Consider the following 16,240-nt stretch of genomic DNA (forward strand, 5'->3'; position numbering starts at 1 on the left):
AGCCGTGCAAAAGAAAAGGGGCCGCCTCTTCCGAAGCAGCCCCCTCACCAAAAGGATATAAGGCTTAGCCTTTCTTCAGAACCTCACGGCCCAGCAGCTCAGCGATCTGCACCGCATTCAGGGCCGCGCCCTTGCGCAGGTTGTCGCTGACGCACCACAGGTTCAGGCCGTTCTCGATGGTCGAGTCCTGGCGGATCCGGCTGATGAAAGTGGCGAAATCGCCCACACATTCGATCGGGGTCACGTAGCCGCCGGCTTCCCGCTTGTCGATCACCATGACGCCCGGCGCCTCGCGCAGGATGTCGCGGGCTTCGTCCTCGTCCAGGAACTCCTCGAACTCGATGTTCACGGCTTCCGAGTGACCGACAAACACCGGCACGCGGACGCAGGTCGCGGTGACCTTGATCGCCGGATCGACGATCTTCTTGGTCTCCACAACCATCTTCCACTCTTCTTTGGTGGTGCCGTCCTCCATGAAGACGTCGATCTGCGGGATGACGTTAAACGCGATCTGCTTCTGGAATTTGTTCGGCGGTACATCAGTGGTCGGATTATAGATCGACTTGGTCTGGTCCCACAGCTCGTCGGCACCCTCTTTGCCCGCGCCTGACACCGACTGATAGGTCGAGACGACGACGCGCTTGATCGTGGCGCGGTCGTGCAGCGGCTTCAGCGCCACAACCATCTGCGCGGTCGAGCAGTTGGGGTTGGCGATGATGTTCTTCTTGGCGTAATCGTGGATCGCTTCCGGGTTCACCTCCGGCACGATCAGCGGAATGTCCGGATCGTAGCGGTACAGCGACGAGTTATCGATCACGGTGCAGCCAGCGGCAGCTGCTTTGGGCGCGTAATCCTTGGTCGCGGCGGACCCCACGGCAAACAGCGCCATGTCCCAGCCGGTGAAATCGAAGGTATCCAGATCCTGGGTCTTCAGTGTCTTATCGCCAAAGCTGACTTCGGTGCCGAGAGATTTGCGGCTGGCCAGCACAGCGATCTCATCCACAGGGAACTGGCGCTCGGCCAGGATGTTCAGCATTTCGCGGCCCACGTTGCCAGTGGCGCCAACGACGACGATGCGGTAACCCATTTGTCTGTTTCTCCAGTAATACCCGGCCCCATGGCCGGCGCCGGAGTGATAAAGCCTCCGGGGACAAGTTTAAAGTCCCGGATCAGTCCATGCTGTCGCGGCTGAGCAGATAAATTGCGCATCCCGCCGCAAGACAGACCAAAAAGAAGGTGAAAATCCCCGTGTAGGGCAAGGATGGGTCCGGCCCGGCCATATTTGCATGAATACGGCCGGTGGCAAACTGCATGATTCCCACCCCGCCGATGCCGAAGAAATTCAGCAACGTGACCCCGCGCCCGGCCAGATGCGGCGGCACAAAGGCGCGGCCATGCGCCATAATCACCGGAAAGGAGGCGCCAAAGAACCCGACCGCCGCCATCAGCACGACCGGTATCCAGACCGGCGTGCCCGCCGCCAGAATCAATCCGCCCAACGCCAGGCACGCAAGCAGGTTGCCGCCCAGGATTACCCATTTGCGGGTGCCCAGCATCCGGTCCAGCGGCCCATAAGCAAAGGTGCCGGCTATCATCGCCGCGCCCATTACCAGCGTCGCCAGCCCCACCTGCTGGGTGCTGAGCCCGTAGAGGTCATTCAGATAAGGCCCGATCCACAGCCCCCGCAGCGCCCCCGACGGCGCATAAGCCACCAGCATCAGCGGGAAAATCGCCCACATTACCGGCATTTTGAGCAGGTCGAGTACCGATCCCTTGTGCTCGCCCTCCGGCTTGTCCGGGTCCGCGACAGTCAGAAAGATCCCTGCCGCAACCACCACGGAAACCACTGCCAGCCCCGCCAGCGTCTGCCGCCAGCCGAACAGATCCACCGCCAGTGCGGTCGGGTAGGACGCCACCAGATTGCCCGCCGACCCCACCCCCAGCATCAGCGCGGCGAGGGTGGCAAAGCGGGCAGGCGGGTACTGGCGCGCAAAGATGTAATATGAGGCCATCAGCACCGGCGAACAGCCGATGCCGATCAGGAACATCGCGATACTGACATGCAAGGGCCCGGTGGCCGCAGCAAACAGCGCAGCCCCGCCGCCGCCGCCCAGCAACAGCAGCAGCGCCGCGGTCCGGCGCGGTCCCGCATGGTCCAGCGCCCAGCCCACCGGCAGCTGCATTGCGGCAAAAGACAGGAACCACATGCCCGACGCAAAGGCGAGATCATCCGGCGCCGCGCCGATATCCTGCCCCAGCACGCCGGAGAGCACCGCCAGGAAAGCACGGAAAAACTGGCTCAGCACATAAGCCAAGCACAATAAGGCCAATCCTGCCTGCATTTCCCGTCCCCCCGGTTTTCTGTTTCCGCGGCTCAGCTTGCATGTTTGGCCCCGGCACACAATTCGTTTAGGTAGAAACGGCAGGTCGCTAGGACAGGATACTGGGGCGGTAACGGAATGACGACAGACACTTTCTATTCCGGCCTGCCAAGCACCCGGTCCTTCGACAGCCTTGCCGCGCCAGAGGCCTTTGTACCGCTGCCGCCGGACTGGCACCTGTGCTGCACCGATATCGTCAACTCCACCGGGCTGGTGGCTGCGGGCCGCTACAAGACCGTCAACATGATCGGCGCGGCGGTGATCGCAGCCATGCGCAACGCGCTTGAGGGCGAGGCTTTCCCCTATGTTTTCGGCGGTGATGGCGCCTCCTTTGCGGTGCCGTCCCGGCACAAAGACACCGCCTCAGAAGTGCTGGCGGGTTTGCGCAGCTGGACCGAAGCAGAGTACGGCGTCAGCCTGCGGGCGGCGATGCTGCCGATGGGCTGGATTCGCGCCGAAGGGCTGGACGTCCGGATCGCCCGCTATGCCGTGTCGGACCATGCGGATTTCGCCATGTTCAACGGCGGTGGCCTAGCCTGGGCCGAAGCACAGATGAAAGCCGGTGCCTTTGAAGTGCCAGCCGCCCCGCAGGCAGAACCGCCCGACCTCAGCGGCCTGTCCTGCCGCTGGAGCAATACACCCGCACGCAACGGCATTATCCTGTCGGTGGTTGCCCAGCCCGCGCCAGGCACCAGCCCGCGGGCCTTTGCACGGCTCTCGGCTGAACTGCTGGATCTGGCTTCCGAGCTTGCCGAAGACGGTCACCCGGTGCCCGATGCCGGCCCCAAACTGCGCTTTCCGCCCGCCGGGCTGACGCTCGAAGCACAGGCCTCGCGCGGCAAACTGCCCCTGTTTTTGCGAAAGCTTTATCTATTAGGCCACTGCGCCTTTGCCGCCTGGATATTTATCGGCAAACGGCGTGTGGGCGCGTTTGACGCGGTGCACTACCTGTCAATGCTCAAAGCCCATTCGGATTTTCGAAAATTCGACGACGGGCTGAAGATGACGCTGGATTGCACCCCGGCCATCAGCATCCGGATCCGCGACCGCCTGCAGCAAGCTGCCGCGGCGGGGCTGGTGCATTTCGGCCTGCATGAACAGGACGCCGCCATGGTCACCTGCATCGTGCCCTCGCCGGTTGAGGACGATCACATCCACTTTGTCGATGGGGCCGATGGCGGCTATACGCAAGCAGCCGCCAATCTGGCGACTGCCTTTGGTGCCGGCAAAAATCCGGCATGATGGTCAGACAGGCGCAAACACGCCCGTTTTGGGATCATAACATTCCAGGCCGCCCTCGCCGATATCGGTCCACAGACCGTGTAGGCTAAGCTGCCCGGCCTTCACCGACGATTCGATAAAAGGAAAGGTCATCAGGTTTTCCAATGAGGCAACAACAGCTTGGCGCTCGAACTGGCGCGCTTGCAGTTCCGGATCTTCAATTCCTGAAACGCCTTCGAACTTGGGCTTCAGAATATCCATCCAGCGGCCGACAAAGCTGGTCTTTTCTTCCAGCTGCGGCGCGTTACCCTTGCACATGTCGATACAACCCTGAACGCCGCCGCATTGCGAATGGCCCAGCACGATCAGATGTGAAACCTTCAGCGCGGTCACCGCGTATTCCACTGCTGCCGAGGTGCCGTGATGGTCGCCATCGGGCGCAAAAGGCGGCACCAGGTTGGCGATATTGCGGTGAATAAAGAACTCGCCCTGGTCGGCGCCGAAGATCGAGGTCACATGCACCCGGCTGTCGCAGCAGGAGATCACCATCGCCCGCGGGCGCTGACCTTCGGTCGCTAGGCGGCGGTACCAGCCCTGGTTTTCTTCATAAGATGTGGCCTTCCAGCCGTGATAGCGGGTCACCAGATAACTGGGGAGAGGTTTGGCAAAGTCCATTGTCGAATCCTCCGATCGTTGCACGTTGCCGGACGTGTTACCCTGCATTGTCCGCAAATTCGAGCGATTTGAGCTCCCTGCAGAAACCTTTTGAAAACTTGTGGGCTTCAAGTTGGCAGTTGTGCCGTGGGGGTACATAGAATTTGGGTGAACGTGGTGGCCAATATACTAACAGTAATGCGCTCGGAAACAGTGCGCTTGGATCCAGACAAACTCTCCGCGCTGTATGAGCAGCTCGGCGAAACCGGTGCCGAAGATGTCGTGTGCCGGGCGGTTGAAGAAATGGCAGTGCGCCTGACGCATTGCGAGCGCCTGTGGCGGCAGGATGACATGATGAACCTGCGCAAAAGCGCCCGGTCGCTGATTGCGATTGCCGATCAGATCGGCATGACAGCCTTGGCAGCCATTGCCAGGGATGCGACCGTAGCCATTGATGCCGAGGACGCTCCGGCGGTAGCCGCGATCCTGTTCCGGCTGATGCGGGTTGGCGAACGCTCGCTGACCGCGGTCTGGGATCAGCAGGACATGACGATCTGATGTTTCCGCGGCCTGCAGGGCTTGCAGGCGGCGCTGCGGCGGCTACTCTGACGGATCATTACTGATCCGCAACCGGAGTATGCCCATGCCGCCCGTCTTTGCCGCGCCCAGCCGGGACGCCTGTCCTGTGCATGTTATCGCAAGCGACATTCTTGACAGCTGGCTTTCGGGCCAGCCGCAGCGCGTTCAGACCTGGGTTTCGGCCCAGGGCTTTACCGGCGCCTGCGGCCAGGCTTTGGCAGTGCCGGCGACGGATGGCACATTTGAAATGGCCCTGGCCGGCTATGGCAGCACCGCCACGCGCGCGCGCCGCCGCTTTGTGCTGGCCGAGGCCGCCGCGAAACTGCCCGCCGGGACCTACCGGATCGCCTCCGGCCTGCCGGAAGAAGCTGCCGCCACAGAAACGCTGGGCTGGCTGCTGACTGCCTACCGCTTTGACCGGTATAAGAAAAGCGCAGCACAGACCGCTTCACTGGTTGCGCCGGAAGGCCTGAACGCAAGCGCCGTAGAATCACTGGCTGCCGCCGAATGCCTGACCCGCGACCTGATCAACACGCCTGCCTCTGACATGGGCCCGCAAGAGCTTCAGGCTGCTGCCGAAGCCCTGGCCGAGGAGTTCGGCGCCGACTGTTCTGTGATCACCGGCGAGGATCTGCTGCAGAAGAACTTCCCGCTCATCCACACCGTGGGCCGCGCCTCGGACCGCGCGCCGCGGCTGATCGATATCGGTTGGGGCACGTCCGGCCCCCGGCTCACCCTGGTGGGCAAGGGCGTCTGTTTCGACACCGGCGGGTTGAACCTCAAACCCGGCAACAGCATGGCGCTGATGAAAAAAGACATGGGGGGGGCAGCCAATGTCCTGGGGCTGGCGCGGATGATCATGGCCGCTGGCCTGAAACTGCAGCTTCGGGTGCTTATACCGGCAGTGGAGAATGCTGTGTCCGGCCCCGCCTTCCGACCCGGCGATGTGCTGACGTCCCGCAAGGGGCTAACGGTGGAGAACAACAACACCGACGCCGAGGGCCGCTTGGTACTGGCCGACGCACTGGCACTGGCGGCCGAAGACACGCCGGATCTGCTGATCTCCATGGCCACTCTCACCGGGGCTGCCCGTGTGGCCGTCGGCCCGGATTTGTCGCCCTTCTATACCGACCGCGATGCAGATGCCGCCGCGCTGGCGGCCAGTGCGGCGCGCACCGCTGACCCGGTCTGGCGAATGCCTTTTTATGACCCTTACGAGACAATGATCGAACCCGGCATTGCCGATCTCGACAATGCGCCCTCCGGCGGTTTTGCAGGGTCGATCACCGCCGCGCTGTTCCTGCGCCGCTTTGCCGGAGACACCCGCTACATGCATTTCGACATCTACGGCTGGACCCCCAGCGCCGCACCCGGCCGCCCCAAGGGCGGCGCCTTGCAGGGCGCCCGCGCTCTGTTTTCCGCCCTGCCGGACATGCTGGAGATCTGATTCCATGGCAGACCGCCGCCGTACTCCGGTGAATGACCGCATCGCCGCCACGCATCTTGAGACCGCACCAGAAGGGCTGGCGCGGGCCGAAGGCACCGCCGCCCGCATCGGTGTAGCCGTTGCGGACCTCCTGCGCGCGCCTGACGGCGCCCGCGACCGCCAGCTTGTCTACGGCGAGCCGGTCACGGTCTACGAAGACCGCAATGGCTGGTCCTTCCTGCAGGTTGCCAAAGATTCCTACGTGGGCTATCTGCCCAGCGCTTCCCTGACCGCGCCGTTTGAGGCCACGCACTGGGTCAGTGCCCCAGCCACCCATGCCTATTCCGCCGATGACTTCAAATCACCAGAAACCCATGCCCTCAGCCACGGCAGCCGGGTGCAGGTCCTGGGCGGCACCGGGCGGTTTCTGCAAACCAACCTCGGATTCATCCCCGCCCGCCACCTGTCGCCGCTGGGCGTCCATGCTGCTGATCCGGTGGCGGTGGCCGAATTGTTCCTCGGCACACCCTACCTCTGGGGCGGCAACAGCCGGTTCGGCATCGACTGCTCCGGCCTGATGCAAGCGGCTCTGCTGGCCTGCGGCACCGCCTGCCCCGGCGACAGCGATATGCAGGAGGCGGAACTCGGAGAGTCCGCCCCCGCCGGAGACTGCCAGCGCGGCGACCTGCTGTTCTGGAAGGGCCATGTGGCCATGGTGCGGGACGCGGAATCCCTGATCCATGCTAATGCCCACGATATGGCTGTGGCGATCGAACCCATCGGCGCGGCAATCGAACGGATCGCAGCCCAGGGCGACGGCCCGATCACCGCACACAGACGGCTGGCGTAACCCACGTCCGCCGCCACGGACGGCAAAAAAATCTTACGAAGATTTTTGGCCGGAAAATTCAAATTTTCCGGTCCCCGCTCCGCGATAGCCCGCAGGCTACTCCACGGAGCGGATCAGCTTGCGCTCCAGCACCCTCAGCACGGTCTTCAGATCCGTCCCGCGCTTCAGGATATGCCCGTCCATGCCGACCACCGAATACTGCCCCTGCCGCACCCGCAGCTTGGGGCGCTTTTCGATCCGGTAAAGCGGGTGCTCTGCCGTGCGCCGGAAAACCGAAAACACCGCCAAATCCCGCAGGGAGGCAATTCCGTAATCGCGCCACTCCCCGGCGGCAACCATCCGCCCATAGAGGGATAGAATGACCGACAGTTCCCGCCGGTCAAACGCGACTTGCTGAGGGTAGGGAGATCCGGGAAAAGGCTGCACCTGATCAAAGCTCATAGTTTAAAGGTTGCGCCGTTTCCGGGGCAAATCAAGGTTTATCCCCTTCGAATTTTTGTGTGATGCAGAAGGCGCACAGGCTCTGCCCCCTGTTTCCAGGCCGCTCCAGCCTGCCTCAGGCCGCCACCAGCCCGCCGCAGCTGAGGTCCAGAATCTGCTCCAGCGCGCGTGTTCCAGGCGTCGTCAGCATCAGCCCGCGCTTGTGCCGGTGCCGCTTGACCCAGCCGCTGCCCAGCGCGTGATCCAAGATCAGCCGCCCCATCGGCCCCGCCACATGCAGCTTGCGCTCGGTCCAGTCCAGACAGGGTCGGGCAAACGGCTGGCGGCCCGGTTTTTCAGGCAGAATGACACCCAGCTTCAGCCACTCCCCGGCCGGAACAGCGCGAAAGGCGCCGTGTTCCTCCTGCAGCATCCCACGGTCCAGAAAGGCGCGGGTCATCGCCACTGCCAAAGGCCCGGCCAGATGATCATAACAGCTGCGCACCTGTGCCAGATCCCCCGCTTTGCGCTGCTGGGCGCGGTGCAGGCTGTCCGCGGGCGCAATCGCCGCCAGCTGCTCCAGCGCATGCGCCACTTCCGCCCCCGCCAACCGGTGGTAAACGCAGCGCCCGCGTTTTTCGGCCACCACCAGCCCGGCATCCTGCAGCAGCCGCAAATGGGCTGAAGCCGTCTGCGGCGTCACCCCGGCAGCCGCCGCCAGCTCCTTGTTGGTATAGGCGCGGCCCTCCATCAGCTCGCACAGCATCTGCGTGCGGCTGGCGTCGCTGATGGCCTGGCCCAGAATGTCGAAACGCGGTGTGATCATGCCCCCACTCTACGCGGTTCCTGCAGGCCGGCCCAAGCAAAACCCTTCGCCGCGCAGCGAACTGTCCGCACCCCGTCAAGCAAAGGAGCCATGGCAGAACCAGCCCGGCGACAGCGCGCCGCTATGGGCAAAGAACAGCCACAGCCGTTCGCCAGCGCGGGTGGTCGCCACCCAGTAATCGCGCACATCGCATGGGCATCACGCAGCGGCTGGCCCAGCTGCAATCCTGCCGCCGAAGCCACCGTGTTTAACGCGGAAATAACCTGAGTGTTCGACACTTCCCCGGCAACAGCGGCCCGGCACTGCCGCCGCGCTCTGCCCGCATGATACGTTCGGCACCAAGGCGCGGAAACCAAAGCGATAAAAGGCGACGATGGGGCATGAGCCGATCGGGCAGCACGGGCCGGCAGACGGCAGATTACAGGAGTTCTTCAGCATATGTTCTTATTTTGTTTTCACCATGCGATTCGGTCAATCCGCCCGAGGGCAGCGTGATGACCCTCCGCCTGCTCAAAACCATGGCCTTCATGGCCATCCTCGCGGCGCTTGCCATTGGCACCACCGCTCCGGTCACCGCCAAGGACGGCGCCAGCAAGCACGTGACACGCAGGATGGCCCTGATGACCTCGCAAAAAGCGGCGATGGATGTGCTCGCCGGCATGATGGCCGGGCGCACATATTTTGACCGGGACAAGGCCCGCACAGCCCGACGGCAGTTGATCAGATCCACCGGCACAATCCGCAAGCATTTCAAAAAGCCGCAGCTGGATCCGCGCTCCCATGCGCGGCCCTTGATCTGGCACGCCTGGAAGGATTTCAAAGCCCGTGCAGACACCGCCGAAGCAGCAGCCCGCAATCTCAGCACCCGGTCCCTGCCCGCCCTGCGCCGCACCCTGCCCAGCCTGATGCAAAGCTGTCTCAGCTGCCACGAGACCTACCGCAACACGCCCAATAGTTTCACCACGCACTGATGCCCGGCAGGCATTAGCTGGCACGCACAAGCCGGCATGCACGGGCCGGAACGCCCGCAGCCGTCAGGTGCCGAACCGCGCCATAAAGGTCTCGATTGCGCCGGCGATCACCCGCTCGCGTTCGGCCTCGGTAAAATGTTCGTCGATTTTGAACAGGAATCGCAGGAAGATATCCGCCTTGCACAGCTCGATGAATTGCGCGGCGGCCAGGTCCGCATCCGGAATAGCCAGCTCGCCCCGCTCTGCGGCGATCTTCAGGTAATCGCGAATCTGCCCGTGCAATACCATCGGGCCGCTTTCATAGAACATCGGCCCCAACTCAGGGAAACGGTCGGCCTCGGCCACAAAGATGCGGAACAGCTGCAGGCTGAGACCGCCTATAAGCACCGCGTGCACATGTTCCGCCGCCACCCGCAGCACCTCGCGCGGGCCGCAGCTGCCTGCTGCCAGATCAAGCGACGCTTCAGACTGCTGCACACAGACCGACCGCACCACCTCCATAAACAGCACCCGCTTGTCGGGGAAATAACTGTACAGCGTCGCCTTGGACACGCCGGCCGCCTTGGCAATATTGTCGACGCTCGCGCCCTCAAACCCGTCGGCCAGGAAAACCTCGCGGGCCCCTGCCAGGACCTGATCGAATTTCCGGCCTGTACGCAGGACGCTGGCTTGCTGGTTCATGCGGGTTCCTTTGGCTGCCTGCGGGTCTGGGCCTAGTGTAGCCTCTGCTGCCGCAATGCAACAGCATAACCCGCGCCGTCTTGCAGTCCCTCGCGGAAGCGTTATGTTTAGAATTATTCTAAACTGAGGGCGGCAGATGCATTTTTTCACCCAACGCAAACGGTTTGCGGAGCTGACCGGGCAGGAAATCCTCGCCCTCGCAATCTCCTCTGAGGAAGACGATGCGCGCATCTACCGCGGCTACGCCGAACGGCTGCGCGCCGAATACCCGGCCTCTGCGGCGATGTTCGACGGCATGGCCGCAGAGGAAGACGAACACCGCGCACAGCTGATCACCCTGCACCAGGCACGCTTCGGGCCGGCAATTCCGCTGATCCGGCGCGAGCATGTGGCGGGCTATTATGCCCGCCGCCCCATTTGGCTGATGGAAAACCTGAGCCTGGACCGCATCCGCGACGAAGCCCGCGCGATGGAGCGCGACGCCGAACGCTTCTACACCGCTGCCGCCGCCCGCACCAGCGATGCCGCCACCCGCAAGCTGCTGGGGGATCTGGCCGCAGCCGAGGCCGGGCATCAGGCGCGCGCCGGCGAATTGCAGGACACGCATCTGGACGCGAACACCCGCGAAGATGAAGACCGCGCCGCCCACCGCCAGTTCGTGCTGACCTGGGTGCAGCCGGGGCTGTCCGGGCTGATGGACGGTACGGTCTCCACCCTGGCGCCGATCTTTGCCACCGCCTTTGCCACTCAGGACACCTGGACCACGTTTCTGGTAGGCATGGCGGCCTCGGTCGGGGCGGGCATCTCAATGGGCTTCACCGAGGCCGCCTCCGACGACGGCGAACTGTCAGGCCGCGGCTCACCGCTGAAACGCGGGCTGGCCTCCGGCGTGATGACCACCGTGGGCGGGCTGGGCCACGCCCTGCCCTATCTGATCCCGGAGTTCTGGACTGCCACCACCCTGGCCCTGCTGATTGTCTTCGTTGAGCTCTGGGCCATCGCCTGGATTCAGAACAGGTTCATGCAAACCCCGTTCTGGCGCGCCACGATGCAAGTGGTGCTGGGCGGCGCCCTGGTGCTGGGGGCCGGCGCGCTGATCGGCAGCGGTTAGGCACGGGCAAAGGAAACCCTCCCGCTCGCTCCGGAGCAGCCAGAGGCTGCCCCTTCCCGGTTGGGCCCGGCAGCGCTGACGCGCTGCGGGTGCGCCTTTGGTCACGGGGGGGCTTAGGGTCAAGGGCGGAAAAGTCCCCGCGCCGCAGCGCGGTTTACCTTTGAAGTGCAGAAGTACTGCTCACAATCGAAGCCGCGCTACTCGGGGCACGTCTGCCCTGTGCAACGCACAGGGCCACGCCCAACTGTGAAGAGCATTCGCCAGAATGCCCATGAGCAGGCGGGAGCGCGCCCTCTTATGCCAAAAACAGCCCTTGCGAATTGGTCATCTCTTGTTACCAATTCCCCATGGCCGAGATCTTCTTCCGCACCCTGCCCTTTTTCGCAATCATCGGCCTTGGCTACTGGGCCGGGCGCAGCCGTTTCTTTACTGAGGAGGCCACTGCCTATCTCACCCGCTTTGTCTTCTACTTCCCGCTGTCGGCGATGATCTTCGGCTTTGCCGCCAACCTCACCTTTGCCGAGGTTTTCGACCCCGCCCTGATCCTTGGCTATCTGGGCGGCACCCTGGCGGTCTACCTGCTGGTGACAGCCGTCGCCATGACCCGCGGGCTGGACATGCCGACCGCGGCGGTAGAGGCGCAATGCGCCGCCATCGGCAATGTCGGTTTCTTGGGCCTGCCGATGATGGCGATCCTGTTCGGACCTGCCTCCGTCGCACCAATGATGGTGGTGCTCAGCGTCGATCTGGTGGTGTTTTCCTCGCTGATCGTCATTCTGATCAACGCAGGCCGCGGCCAGGGATCAGGCCTGGGGCTGGCAACCCTGAAACTGGCGGGCCTGGGCCTGCTGAAAAACCCGATGATTCTGTCCATCGTCGCAGGCCTCGCCTGGTCGGCATCAGAGTTTCCGATTCCTGAGCCGGCAAACGACTTCCTCACCATCCTCGGCGGCGCTGCCACCCCCGGAGCCCTCTTTGCCATCGGCGCGTCCCTCGCCTCGAAATCGGCGGAGCGGGTGCAGATCTCCGGCTGGCTCAGCTTTGCCAAGCTGGTGCTGCACCCGGCCTGCGTGGCCCTCGCAGTGTTGTGGCTGATCCCCGCTGCGCCCTTCTCCGCCGCCGTCGCCATTGCTGCCGCGTCGCTGCCGGTGGCAGGCAATGTCTACATGCTGGCGCAGCACTACGGCGTGGCGCCGCACCGGGCCTCCGCCGCCATCTTCATCTCCACCGCGCTGTCGATTGTCACTGTGCCGGCGGTGATCGCTTGGGTCTCTGGCCCCTAAAGCCGGATCACATAATCCTTGTGGGTCGTCTCAATCACCTCCCAGGTGCCGCTGAAGCCGGGCCGCAAGATGAAGCTGTCGCCCGCCGCCAGCGGATATTCGGTGCCGTCGTCGCTGGTGATCACCGAACGCCCCTCCAGGATCCGGCAGTATTCCCACTCGTCATAAGAGATCCGCCACTTGCCCGGTGTCGACTGCCAGATGCCGCAGTAAAGCCCCTCACGCTCCTCCGCGTTCCAGGTGGTGAAAACCGGATCGCCTGCAATCACCTTCTCCGCCACCGGACGCTCCACCTCCGCCTCCGCGGCCTCCGGTATCAGTCTCAGAAAATCGCTCATGCCTCTCGCTCCCTCTGCTTCCAGCGGCGGACTGTCCCGGTTTTTACCGCCGCTGTCCAGCACCCGCCTGCGCAAATGCGGCAACCACCCCGCGACCAAACCCCCGGATGTTTGCGATTTCGCAAGCCTTGTGCCGCAAAAACAAGCATTGCTGCCGCCCATCCGCTGGACGCTGAGGCCATCTGCGGATAGCGATAGGGCTAACAAATTTTGAGGAGCCTTACCCATGGAAACCGTTTCCGAGAACCGCGCCTTTGGCGGCACTCAGGGCGTTTACAAACACGCCAGCAGCGCCACCGGCGGCGACATGACCTTTGGCCTGTTCCTGCCGGAGGAGGCCAAAGACGGCCCGGTGCCGGTGCTGTGGTACCTCTCGGGCCTGACCTGCACCCATGAAAACGCCATGACCAAAGCCGGCGCCCAGGCCTGGTGCGCCGAGCAGGGCATCGCCATCGTCTTCCCCGACACCTCGCCGCGCGGCGAAGGCGTGGCCGACGATGACGCCTATGACCTGGGCCAGGGCGCAGGCTTCTACGTCAATGCCACGCAAGAGCCCTGGGCGCCGCATTTCCGCATGTGGGACTATCTGGCCGAAGAACTGCCGGCACTGCTGGGCGAAAAATTTGCCATCGATCTGGACCGCCAGGCGATTACTGGCCATTCCATGGGCGGCCACGGCGCACTAACACTGGCGATGAACCTGCCGGGCCGCTACAAATCGGTCTCCGCCTTTGCGCCGATCTCCAACCCCACCGCCTCGGACTGGGGCCGCAAGCAGCTGAGCGCCTATCTGGGCGATGGTGAGCCCGCCTGGGCCAAACATGACGCCACCCTGCTGATGCGCGAGAAAGGCTTCGACGGCCCGATCCTGATCGACACCGGCACCTCCGATCAATTCATAGACCTGCTGAAGCCCGAAGCGCTGGCCCACGCGGTGGCCGAACGCCGACAGCAGGCCACCCTGCGGATGCAGCCGGGCTATGACCACAGCTATTTCTTCGTGTCGACCTTCATGGAGGAGCATGTCTCCTTCCATGCCGACGCGCTGTACCAGAACTAAAAAGCAAAGGACGCGGCCATGAGTGAAGACTTTGATTATGACCTGATCATCATCGGCTCCGGCCCCTCGGGCCGCGCCGCTGCCATTCAGGCAGGCAAGCTGCACCGCCGGGTGCTGGTGATCGACCGCAAAGACCGGCTGGGGGGCGTGTCGGTGCACACCGGCACCATCCCGTCGAAAACCCTGCGTGAAACCGTGCTGAACCTCTCGGGCTGGCGCGAACGCAGCTTTTACGGCCGCTCCTACCGGGTGAAGGATGATATCCTTGCCGAGGACCTGAAAGCGCGCCTGCACAAGACCCTCGACCACGAGGTCGACGTGCTGGAGCACCAGTTCAACCGCAACCATGTGGACACGCTGATGGGTCTGGCCAAATTCATCGGCCCGAACGAGGTCGAAGTCGCCACCGAGGCCGGCGAAACCACCCGGCTCACGGCAGAGAAGTTCCTGATCTCCACCGGCACCCGCACTTACCGGCCGGATTACGTGCCCTTCAATGGCCGCACCGTGGTCGATGGCGATGATTTCCTTGAAATGGCGGATATCCCGCGCTCGCTGGTGGTGATCGGCGCCGGGGTTATCGGGGTGGAATATGCCACCATGTTCTCCGCCCTCGACGTGCGCGTCACCTTGATCGAGCCGCGCGAGACCTTCCTCGACTTCATCGACAAGACCCTGATCCAAGAATTCACCCATCAGATCCGCGAAAACGGCGTTGATCTGCGGCTCGGCTCCGCAGTTGAAACCATCGAGGACGCAGGCGAGCATGTCGAGGTGACCCTGGCCAATGGCCGCCACGTGCGGGCTGAAATGCTGCTGTTTGCGGCCGGGCGCCTGGGCGCCACCGCCTCGCTGAATCTCGAGGCGACGGGGCTGAGGACCGACCACCGCGGCCGCCTCAGCGTGGACCGCAAGACCTACCAGACCGAGATACCGCATATCTATGCCGCCGGCGATGTGATCGGCCACCCGTCGCTCGCCTCCACCTCGCTGCAACAGGGCCGTGTCGCGGCCTGCCATGCGCTCGACACGCCCACCATGCCGGAAAGCCCCTGGTACCCCTATGGCATCTATTCGGTGCCGGAGATGTCCACCTGCGGCATGTCCGAGGAAGAGCTGCAGGAGCGTGGCATTCCTTACGAGGTCGGCGTCGCCCGTTTCCGCGAAACCTCCCGCGGCCACATCATGGGGCTGGAGCATGGCATGCTGAAAATGCTGTTCTCGCTGAAAACCCGCCGGGTGCTGGGCGTGCAGATCGTCGGCGAAGGCGCGACCGAGCTCATTCACATCGCCCAGGCGGTGCTGAACCTCAAGGGCACGGTGGACTACTTCGTGCAGAACACCTTCAACTACCCAACCCTGGCCGAGGCCTACAAGATCGCCGGGCTCGACGCCTTCAACCGGATGCCGATCCCGGAGGAGTTCAAGGTGAAGAAGCCCGCCCGCAAGGCTAAGGCCAAACCCGCCCTCAAGGCAGAGGCAGCCCCCGAGGCCGAGAAGAAGGCAGCAGAGTGACCGCCCTCTACATCGACGCCGACGCCTGCCCGGTGAAGCAGGAGGCCGAGCGGGTCGCCACCCGACACGGGCTGCGCATGTTCGTGGTTTCCAATGGCGGCTTGCGCCCCTCGCAGAACCCGCTGGTGGAGAATGTGATCGTCTCGGAAGGTGCCGATGTGGCCGACATGTGGATCGCCGGGCGCTGCGGCGCCGGTGACGTGGTGGTGACCGGGGACATCCCGCTTGCCGCCAAATGCATCGAGGCAGGCGCCCGAGTTCTGCGCCACAACGGCGAGCGCTTTACCGAAGCCAACATCGGCCAGCAGCTGGCGATGCGCGACCTGATGGCTGATCTCCGCGCCGCCAACCCGCTGGGCGCCGGCGGCAGCGGCAAAGGTTTCACCAAGTCCGACCGCTCCCGCTTTCTGGACGCGCTGGAGCGCGAGCTGCGTGCGGCCAAGGCGGGCTGCTAACCCATCGCGGCCTTCAACGGCGCAAGATCCCCCTCGAGAACGGGGCGCAGGAACGTCCGGTCATAGCGCCGGACAATCCCGTTCTCCCTGGCGAACCGGAACGCGGCCATGCAATCGGCGTCCTTGAAACTCTTCGCCCGGTAGTCCTCATAAGCAGCCAGAGACGGAAAGGAAAACAACGCTACAGCCGTATCATTGGCGCTTTCATGCGGCAGAAAATAGCCGTGATGGGTGCCGCCAAAACGCGCCACCAGCGGGATCCAGGCCTTGGCGTAGACCTCAAAGGCCTCAACCTTGTCGGGATGAATTTCATACGTGATGTAACAGGTGATCATGGCCGCCTCTATTGCTGGTTCACAGCCGAACCTAGGCGCCTGCACCCGCCATGCCCAATGACTTTGCGTGATCCCATTCATCGAAACCGCAAATACCCAGACCAAACAGGCCTGCTCCCGGGTCAAGGCTCCGC

Annotated in this window: 18 protein-coding genes; 10 read left to right on the forward strand and 8 right to left on the reverse strand. The window is 63.6% G+C overall.

Annotated features, from left to right (window positions below):
- Positions 1-64: 64 nt before the first annotated feature.
- Positions 65-1,087: an aspartate-semialdehyde dehydrogenase gene (locus tag AQUI_RS0105880; protein ID WP_027256673.1), complete on the reverse strand. Its 1,023-nt coding sequence runs from the start codon at positions 1,085-1,087 to the stop codon at positions 65-67.
- Between the two features lie 82 nt (positions 1,088-1,169).
- The gene (locus AQUI_RS0105885; RefSeq protein WP_027256674.1) at positions 1,170-2,342 is read right to left on the reverse strand and encodes an MFS transporter; all 1,173 of its coding nucleotides are present in this window, start codon (positions 2,340-2,342) and stop codon (positions 1,170-1,172) included.
- A 117-nt stretch (positions 2,343-2,459) separates the two neighbouring features.
- On the opposite strand from AQUI_RS0105885, the gene AQUI_RS0105890 reads away from it, so the two are divergent.
- Positions 2,460-3,623, forward strand: a complete 1,164-nt coding sequence (locus AQUI_RS0105890) for a DUF3095 domain-containing protein (RefSeq protein WP_027256675.1) — start codon at positions 2,460-2,462, stop codon at positions 3,621-3,623.
- A 3-nt stretch (positions 3,624-3,626) separates the two neighbouring features.
- Here AQUI_RS0105890 and AQUI_RS0105895 read toward each other — a convergent pair whose 3' ends face one another.
- A complete protein-coding gene (locus AQUI_RS0105895; protein ID WP_027256676.1) occupies positions 3,627-4,277 on the reverse strand; it encodes a carbonic anhydrase in 651 nt (216 codons plus the stop codon).
- Between the two features lie 177 nt (positions 4,278-4,454).
- Between AQUI_RS0105895 and AQUI_RS0105900 the strand changes: the two genes are divergently transcribed.
- The 3 genes from AQUI_RS0105900 to AQUI_RS0105910 all read left to right on the forward strand — a co-directional run bounded on the left by AQUI_RS0105900 (position 4,455) and on the right by AQUI_RS0105910 (position 7,111).
- On the forward strand, positions 4,455-4,814 hold the full coding sequence (locus tag AQUI_RS0105900) for a hypothetical protein (RefSeq protein WP_051371835.1): 360 nt from the start codon (positions 4,455-4,457) through the stop codon (positions 4,812-4,814).
- Positions 4,815-4,899: 85 nt separating this feature from the next.
- Positions 4,900-6,282 (forward strand): leucyl aminopeptidase family protein, encoded by a 1,383-nt coding sequence (locus tag AQUI_RS0105905; protein ID WP_027256678.1) that lies wholly within the window; start codon positions 4,900-4,902, stop codon positions 6,280-6,282.
- A gap of 4 nt (positions 6,283-6,286) precedes the next feature.
- Positions 6,287-7,111 carry a C40 family peptidase gene (locus AQUI_RS0105910; protein WP_027256679.1) on the forward strand — a complete coding sequence of 275 codons (825 nt, stop codon included), beginning with the start codon at positions 6,287-6,289 and terminating at the stop codon, positions 7,109-7,111.
- A gap of 96 nt (positions 7,112-7,207) precedes the next feature.
- Here AQUI_RS0105910 and AQUI_RS0105915 read toward each other — a convergent pair whose 3' ends face one another.
- Positions 7,208-7,552: a DUF2794 domain-containing protein gene (locus tag AQUI_RS0105915; RefSeq protein WP_027256680.1), complete on the reverse strand. Its 345-nt coding sequence runs from the start codon at positions 7,550-7,552 to the stop codon at positions 7,208-7,210.
- A 115-nt stretch (positions 7,553-7,667) separates the two neighbouring features.
- The gene (locus AQUI_RS0105920) at positions 7,668-8,357 is read right to left on the reverse strand and encodes an ArsR/SmtB family transcription factor (protein ID WP_027256681.1); all 690 of its coding nucleotides are present in this window, start codon (positions 8,355-8,357) and stop codon (positions 7,668-7,670) included.
- A 494-nt stretch (positions 8,358-8,851) separates the two neighbouring features.
- Here AQUI_RS0105920 and AQUI_RS0105930 point away from each other — a divergent pair, with 494 nt between their 5' ends.
- Positions 8,852-9,328, forward strand: a complete 477-nt coding sequence (locus tag AQUI_RS0105930) for a c-type cytochrome (RefSeq protein WP_245596866.1) — start codon at positions 8,852-8,854, stop codon at positions 9,326-9,328.
- Positions 9,329-9,391: 63 nt separating this feature from the next.
- Here the strand turns inward: AQUI_RS0105930 and AQUI_RS0105935 are convergent, their stop codons facing one another.
- Positions 9,392-10,009, reverse strand: coding sequence for a TetR/AcrR family transcriptional regulator (locus AQUI_RS0105935; protein ID WP_027256683.1), 618 nt, complete (start codon positions 10,007-10,009; stop codon positions 9,392-9,394).
- Positions 10,010-10,145: 136 nt separating this feature from the next.
- On the opposite strand from AQUI_RS0105935, the gene mbfA reads away from it, so the two are divergent.
- Both mbfA and AQUI_RS0105945 read left to right on the forward strand, forming a co-directional pair.
- Complete coding sequence (gene mbfA / locus AQUI_RS0105940; RefSeq protein ID WP_027256684.1) at positions 10,146-11,120, forward strand: iron exporter MbfA; 975 nt, start codon at positions 10,146-10,148, stop codon at positions 11,118-11,120.
- Between the two features lie 347 nt (positions 11,121-11,467).
- Positions 11,468-12,403, forward strand: coding sequence for an AEC family transporter (locus AQUI_RS0105945; protein WP_027256685.1), 936 nt, complete (start codon positions 11,468-11,470; stop codon positions 12,401-12,403).
- Here the strand turns inward: AQUI_RS0105945 and AQUI_RS0105950 are convergent.
- A complete protein-coding gene (locus AQUI_RS0105950) occupies positions 12,400-12,741 on the reverse strand; it encodes a cupin domain-containing protein (protein WP_027256686.1) in 342 nt (113 codons plus the stop codon). The two genes, AQUI_RS0105945 and AQUI_RS0105950, sit on opposite strands and share 4 nt — an antisense overlap.
- 226 nt (positions 12,742-12,967) lie before the next feature.
- Between AQUI_RS0105950 and fghA the strand changes: the two genes are divergently transcribed.
- Genes fghA through AQUI_RS0105965 form a run of 3 tightly spaced genes read left to right on the forward strand, consistent with a single transcriptional unit; the run spans position 12,968 to position 15,771 of the window.
- Positions 12,968-13,801, forward strand: coding sequence for an S-formylglutathione hydrolase (gene fghA / locus AQUI_RS0105955; RefSeq protein WP_027256687.1), 834 nt, complete (start codon positions 12,968-12,970; stop codon positions 13,799-13,801).
- 18 nt (positions 13,802-13,819) lie between these two features.
- A complete protein-coding gene (gene sthA, locus AQUI_RS0105960) occupies positions 13,820-15,316 on the forward strand; it encodes a Si-specific NAD(P)(+) transhydrogenase (protein ID WP_027256688.1) in 1,497 nt (498 codons plus the stop codon).
- Entirely contained in the window at positions 15,313-15,771 is a 459-nt protein-coding gene (locus AQUI_RS0105965) for a YaiI/YqxD family protein (protein ID WP_027256689.1), read from the forward strand. Before sthA ends, AQUI_RS0105965 begins: the two co-directional genes overlap by 4 nt.
- Here the strand turns inward: AQUI_RS0105965 and AQUI_RS0105970 are convergent.
- The gene (locus tag AQUI_RS0105970; RefSeq protein WP_027256690.1) at positions 15,768-16,106 is read right to left on the reverse strand and encodes an NIPSNAP family protein; all 339 of its coding nucleotides are present in this window, start codon (positions 16,104-16,106) and stop codon (positions 15,768-15,770) included. The two genes, AQUI_RS0105965 and AQUI_RS0105970, sit on opposite strands and share 4 nt — an antisense overlap.
- Positions 16,107-16,240: the final 134 nt, after the last annotated feature.

It is taken from the genome of Leisingera aquimarina DSM 24565 (assembly GCF_000473165.1).
Lineage (GTDB): Bacteria > Pseudomonadota > Alphaproteobacteria > Rhodobacterales > Rhodobacteraceae > Leisingera > Leisingera aquimarina.

Bases quoted from the DNA above. Each gene is read 5' to 3' on its own strand.
- AQUI_RS0105880 (WP_027256673.1), bottom strand. From the start codon at position 1,087: ATGGGTTACCGCATCGTCGTCGTTGGCGCCACTGGCAACGTGGGCCGC.
- AQUI_RS0105885 (WP_027256674.1), bottom strand. From the start codon at position 2,342: ATGCAGGCAGGATTGGCCTTATTGTGCTTGGCTTATGTGCTGAGCCAG.
- AQUI_RS0105890 (WP_027256675.1), top strand. From the start codon at position 2,460: ATGACGACAGACACTTTCTATTCCGGCCTGCCAAGCACCCGGTCCTTC.
- AQUI_RS0105895 (WP_027256676.1), bottom strand. From the start codon at position 4,277: ATGGACTTTGCCAAACCTCTCCCCAGTTATCTGGTGACCCGCTATCAC.
- AQUI_RS0105900 (WP_051371835.1), top strand. From the start codon at position 4,455: ATGCGCTCGGAAACAGTGCGCTTGGATCCAGACAAACTCTCCGCGCTG.
- AQUI_RS0105905 (WP_027256678.1), top strand. From the start codon at position 4,900: ATGCCGCCCGTCTTTGCCGCGCCCAGCCGGGACGCCTGTCCTGTGCAT.
- AQUI_RS0105910 (WP_027256679.1), top strand. From the start codon at position 6,287: ATGGCAGACCGCCGCCGTACTCCGGTGAATGACCGCATCGCCGCCACG.
- AQUI_RS0105915 (WP_027256680.1), bottom strand. From the start codon at position 7,552: ATGAGCTTTGATCAGGTGCAGCCTTTTCCCGGATCTCCCTACCCTCAG.
- AQUI_RS0105920 (WP_027256681.1), bottom strand. From the start codon at position 8,357: ATGATCACACCGCGTTTCGACATTCTGGGCCAGGCCATCAGCGACGCC.
- AQUI_RS0105930 (WP_245596866.1), top strand. From the start codon at position 8,852: ATGACCCTCCGCCTGCTCAAAACCATGGCCTTCATGGCCATCCTCGCG.
- AQUI_RS0105935 (WP_027256683.1), bottom strand. From the start codon at position 10,009: ATGAACCAGCAAGCCAGCGTCCTGCGTACAGGCCGGAAATTCGATCAG.
- mbfA (WP_027256684.1), top strand. From the start codon at position 10,146: ATGCATTTTTTCACCCAACGCAAACGGTTTGCGGAGCTGACCGGGCAG.
- AQUI_RS0105945 (WP_027256685.1), top strand. From the start codon at position 11,468: ATGGCCGAGATCTTCTTCCGCACCCTGCCCTTTTTCGCAATCATCGGC.
- AQUI_RS0105950 (WP_027256686.1), bottom strand. From the start codon at position 12,741: ATGAGCGATTTTCTGAGACTGATACCGGAGGCCGCGGAGGCGGAGGTG.
- fghA (WP_027256687.1), top strand. From the start codon at position 12,968: ATGGAAACCGTTTCCGAGAACCGCGCCTTTGGCGGCACTCAGGGCGTT.
- sthA (WP_027256688.1), top strand. From the start codon at position 13,820: ATGAGTGAAGACTTTGATTATGACCTGATCATCATCGGCTCCGGCCCC.
- AQUI_RS0105970 (WP_027256690.1), bottom strand. From the start codon at position 16,106: ATGATCACCTGTTACATCACGTATGAAATTCATCCCGACAAGGTTGAG.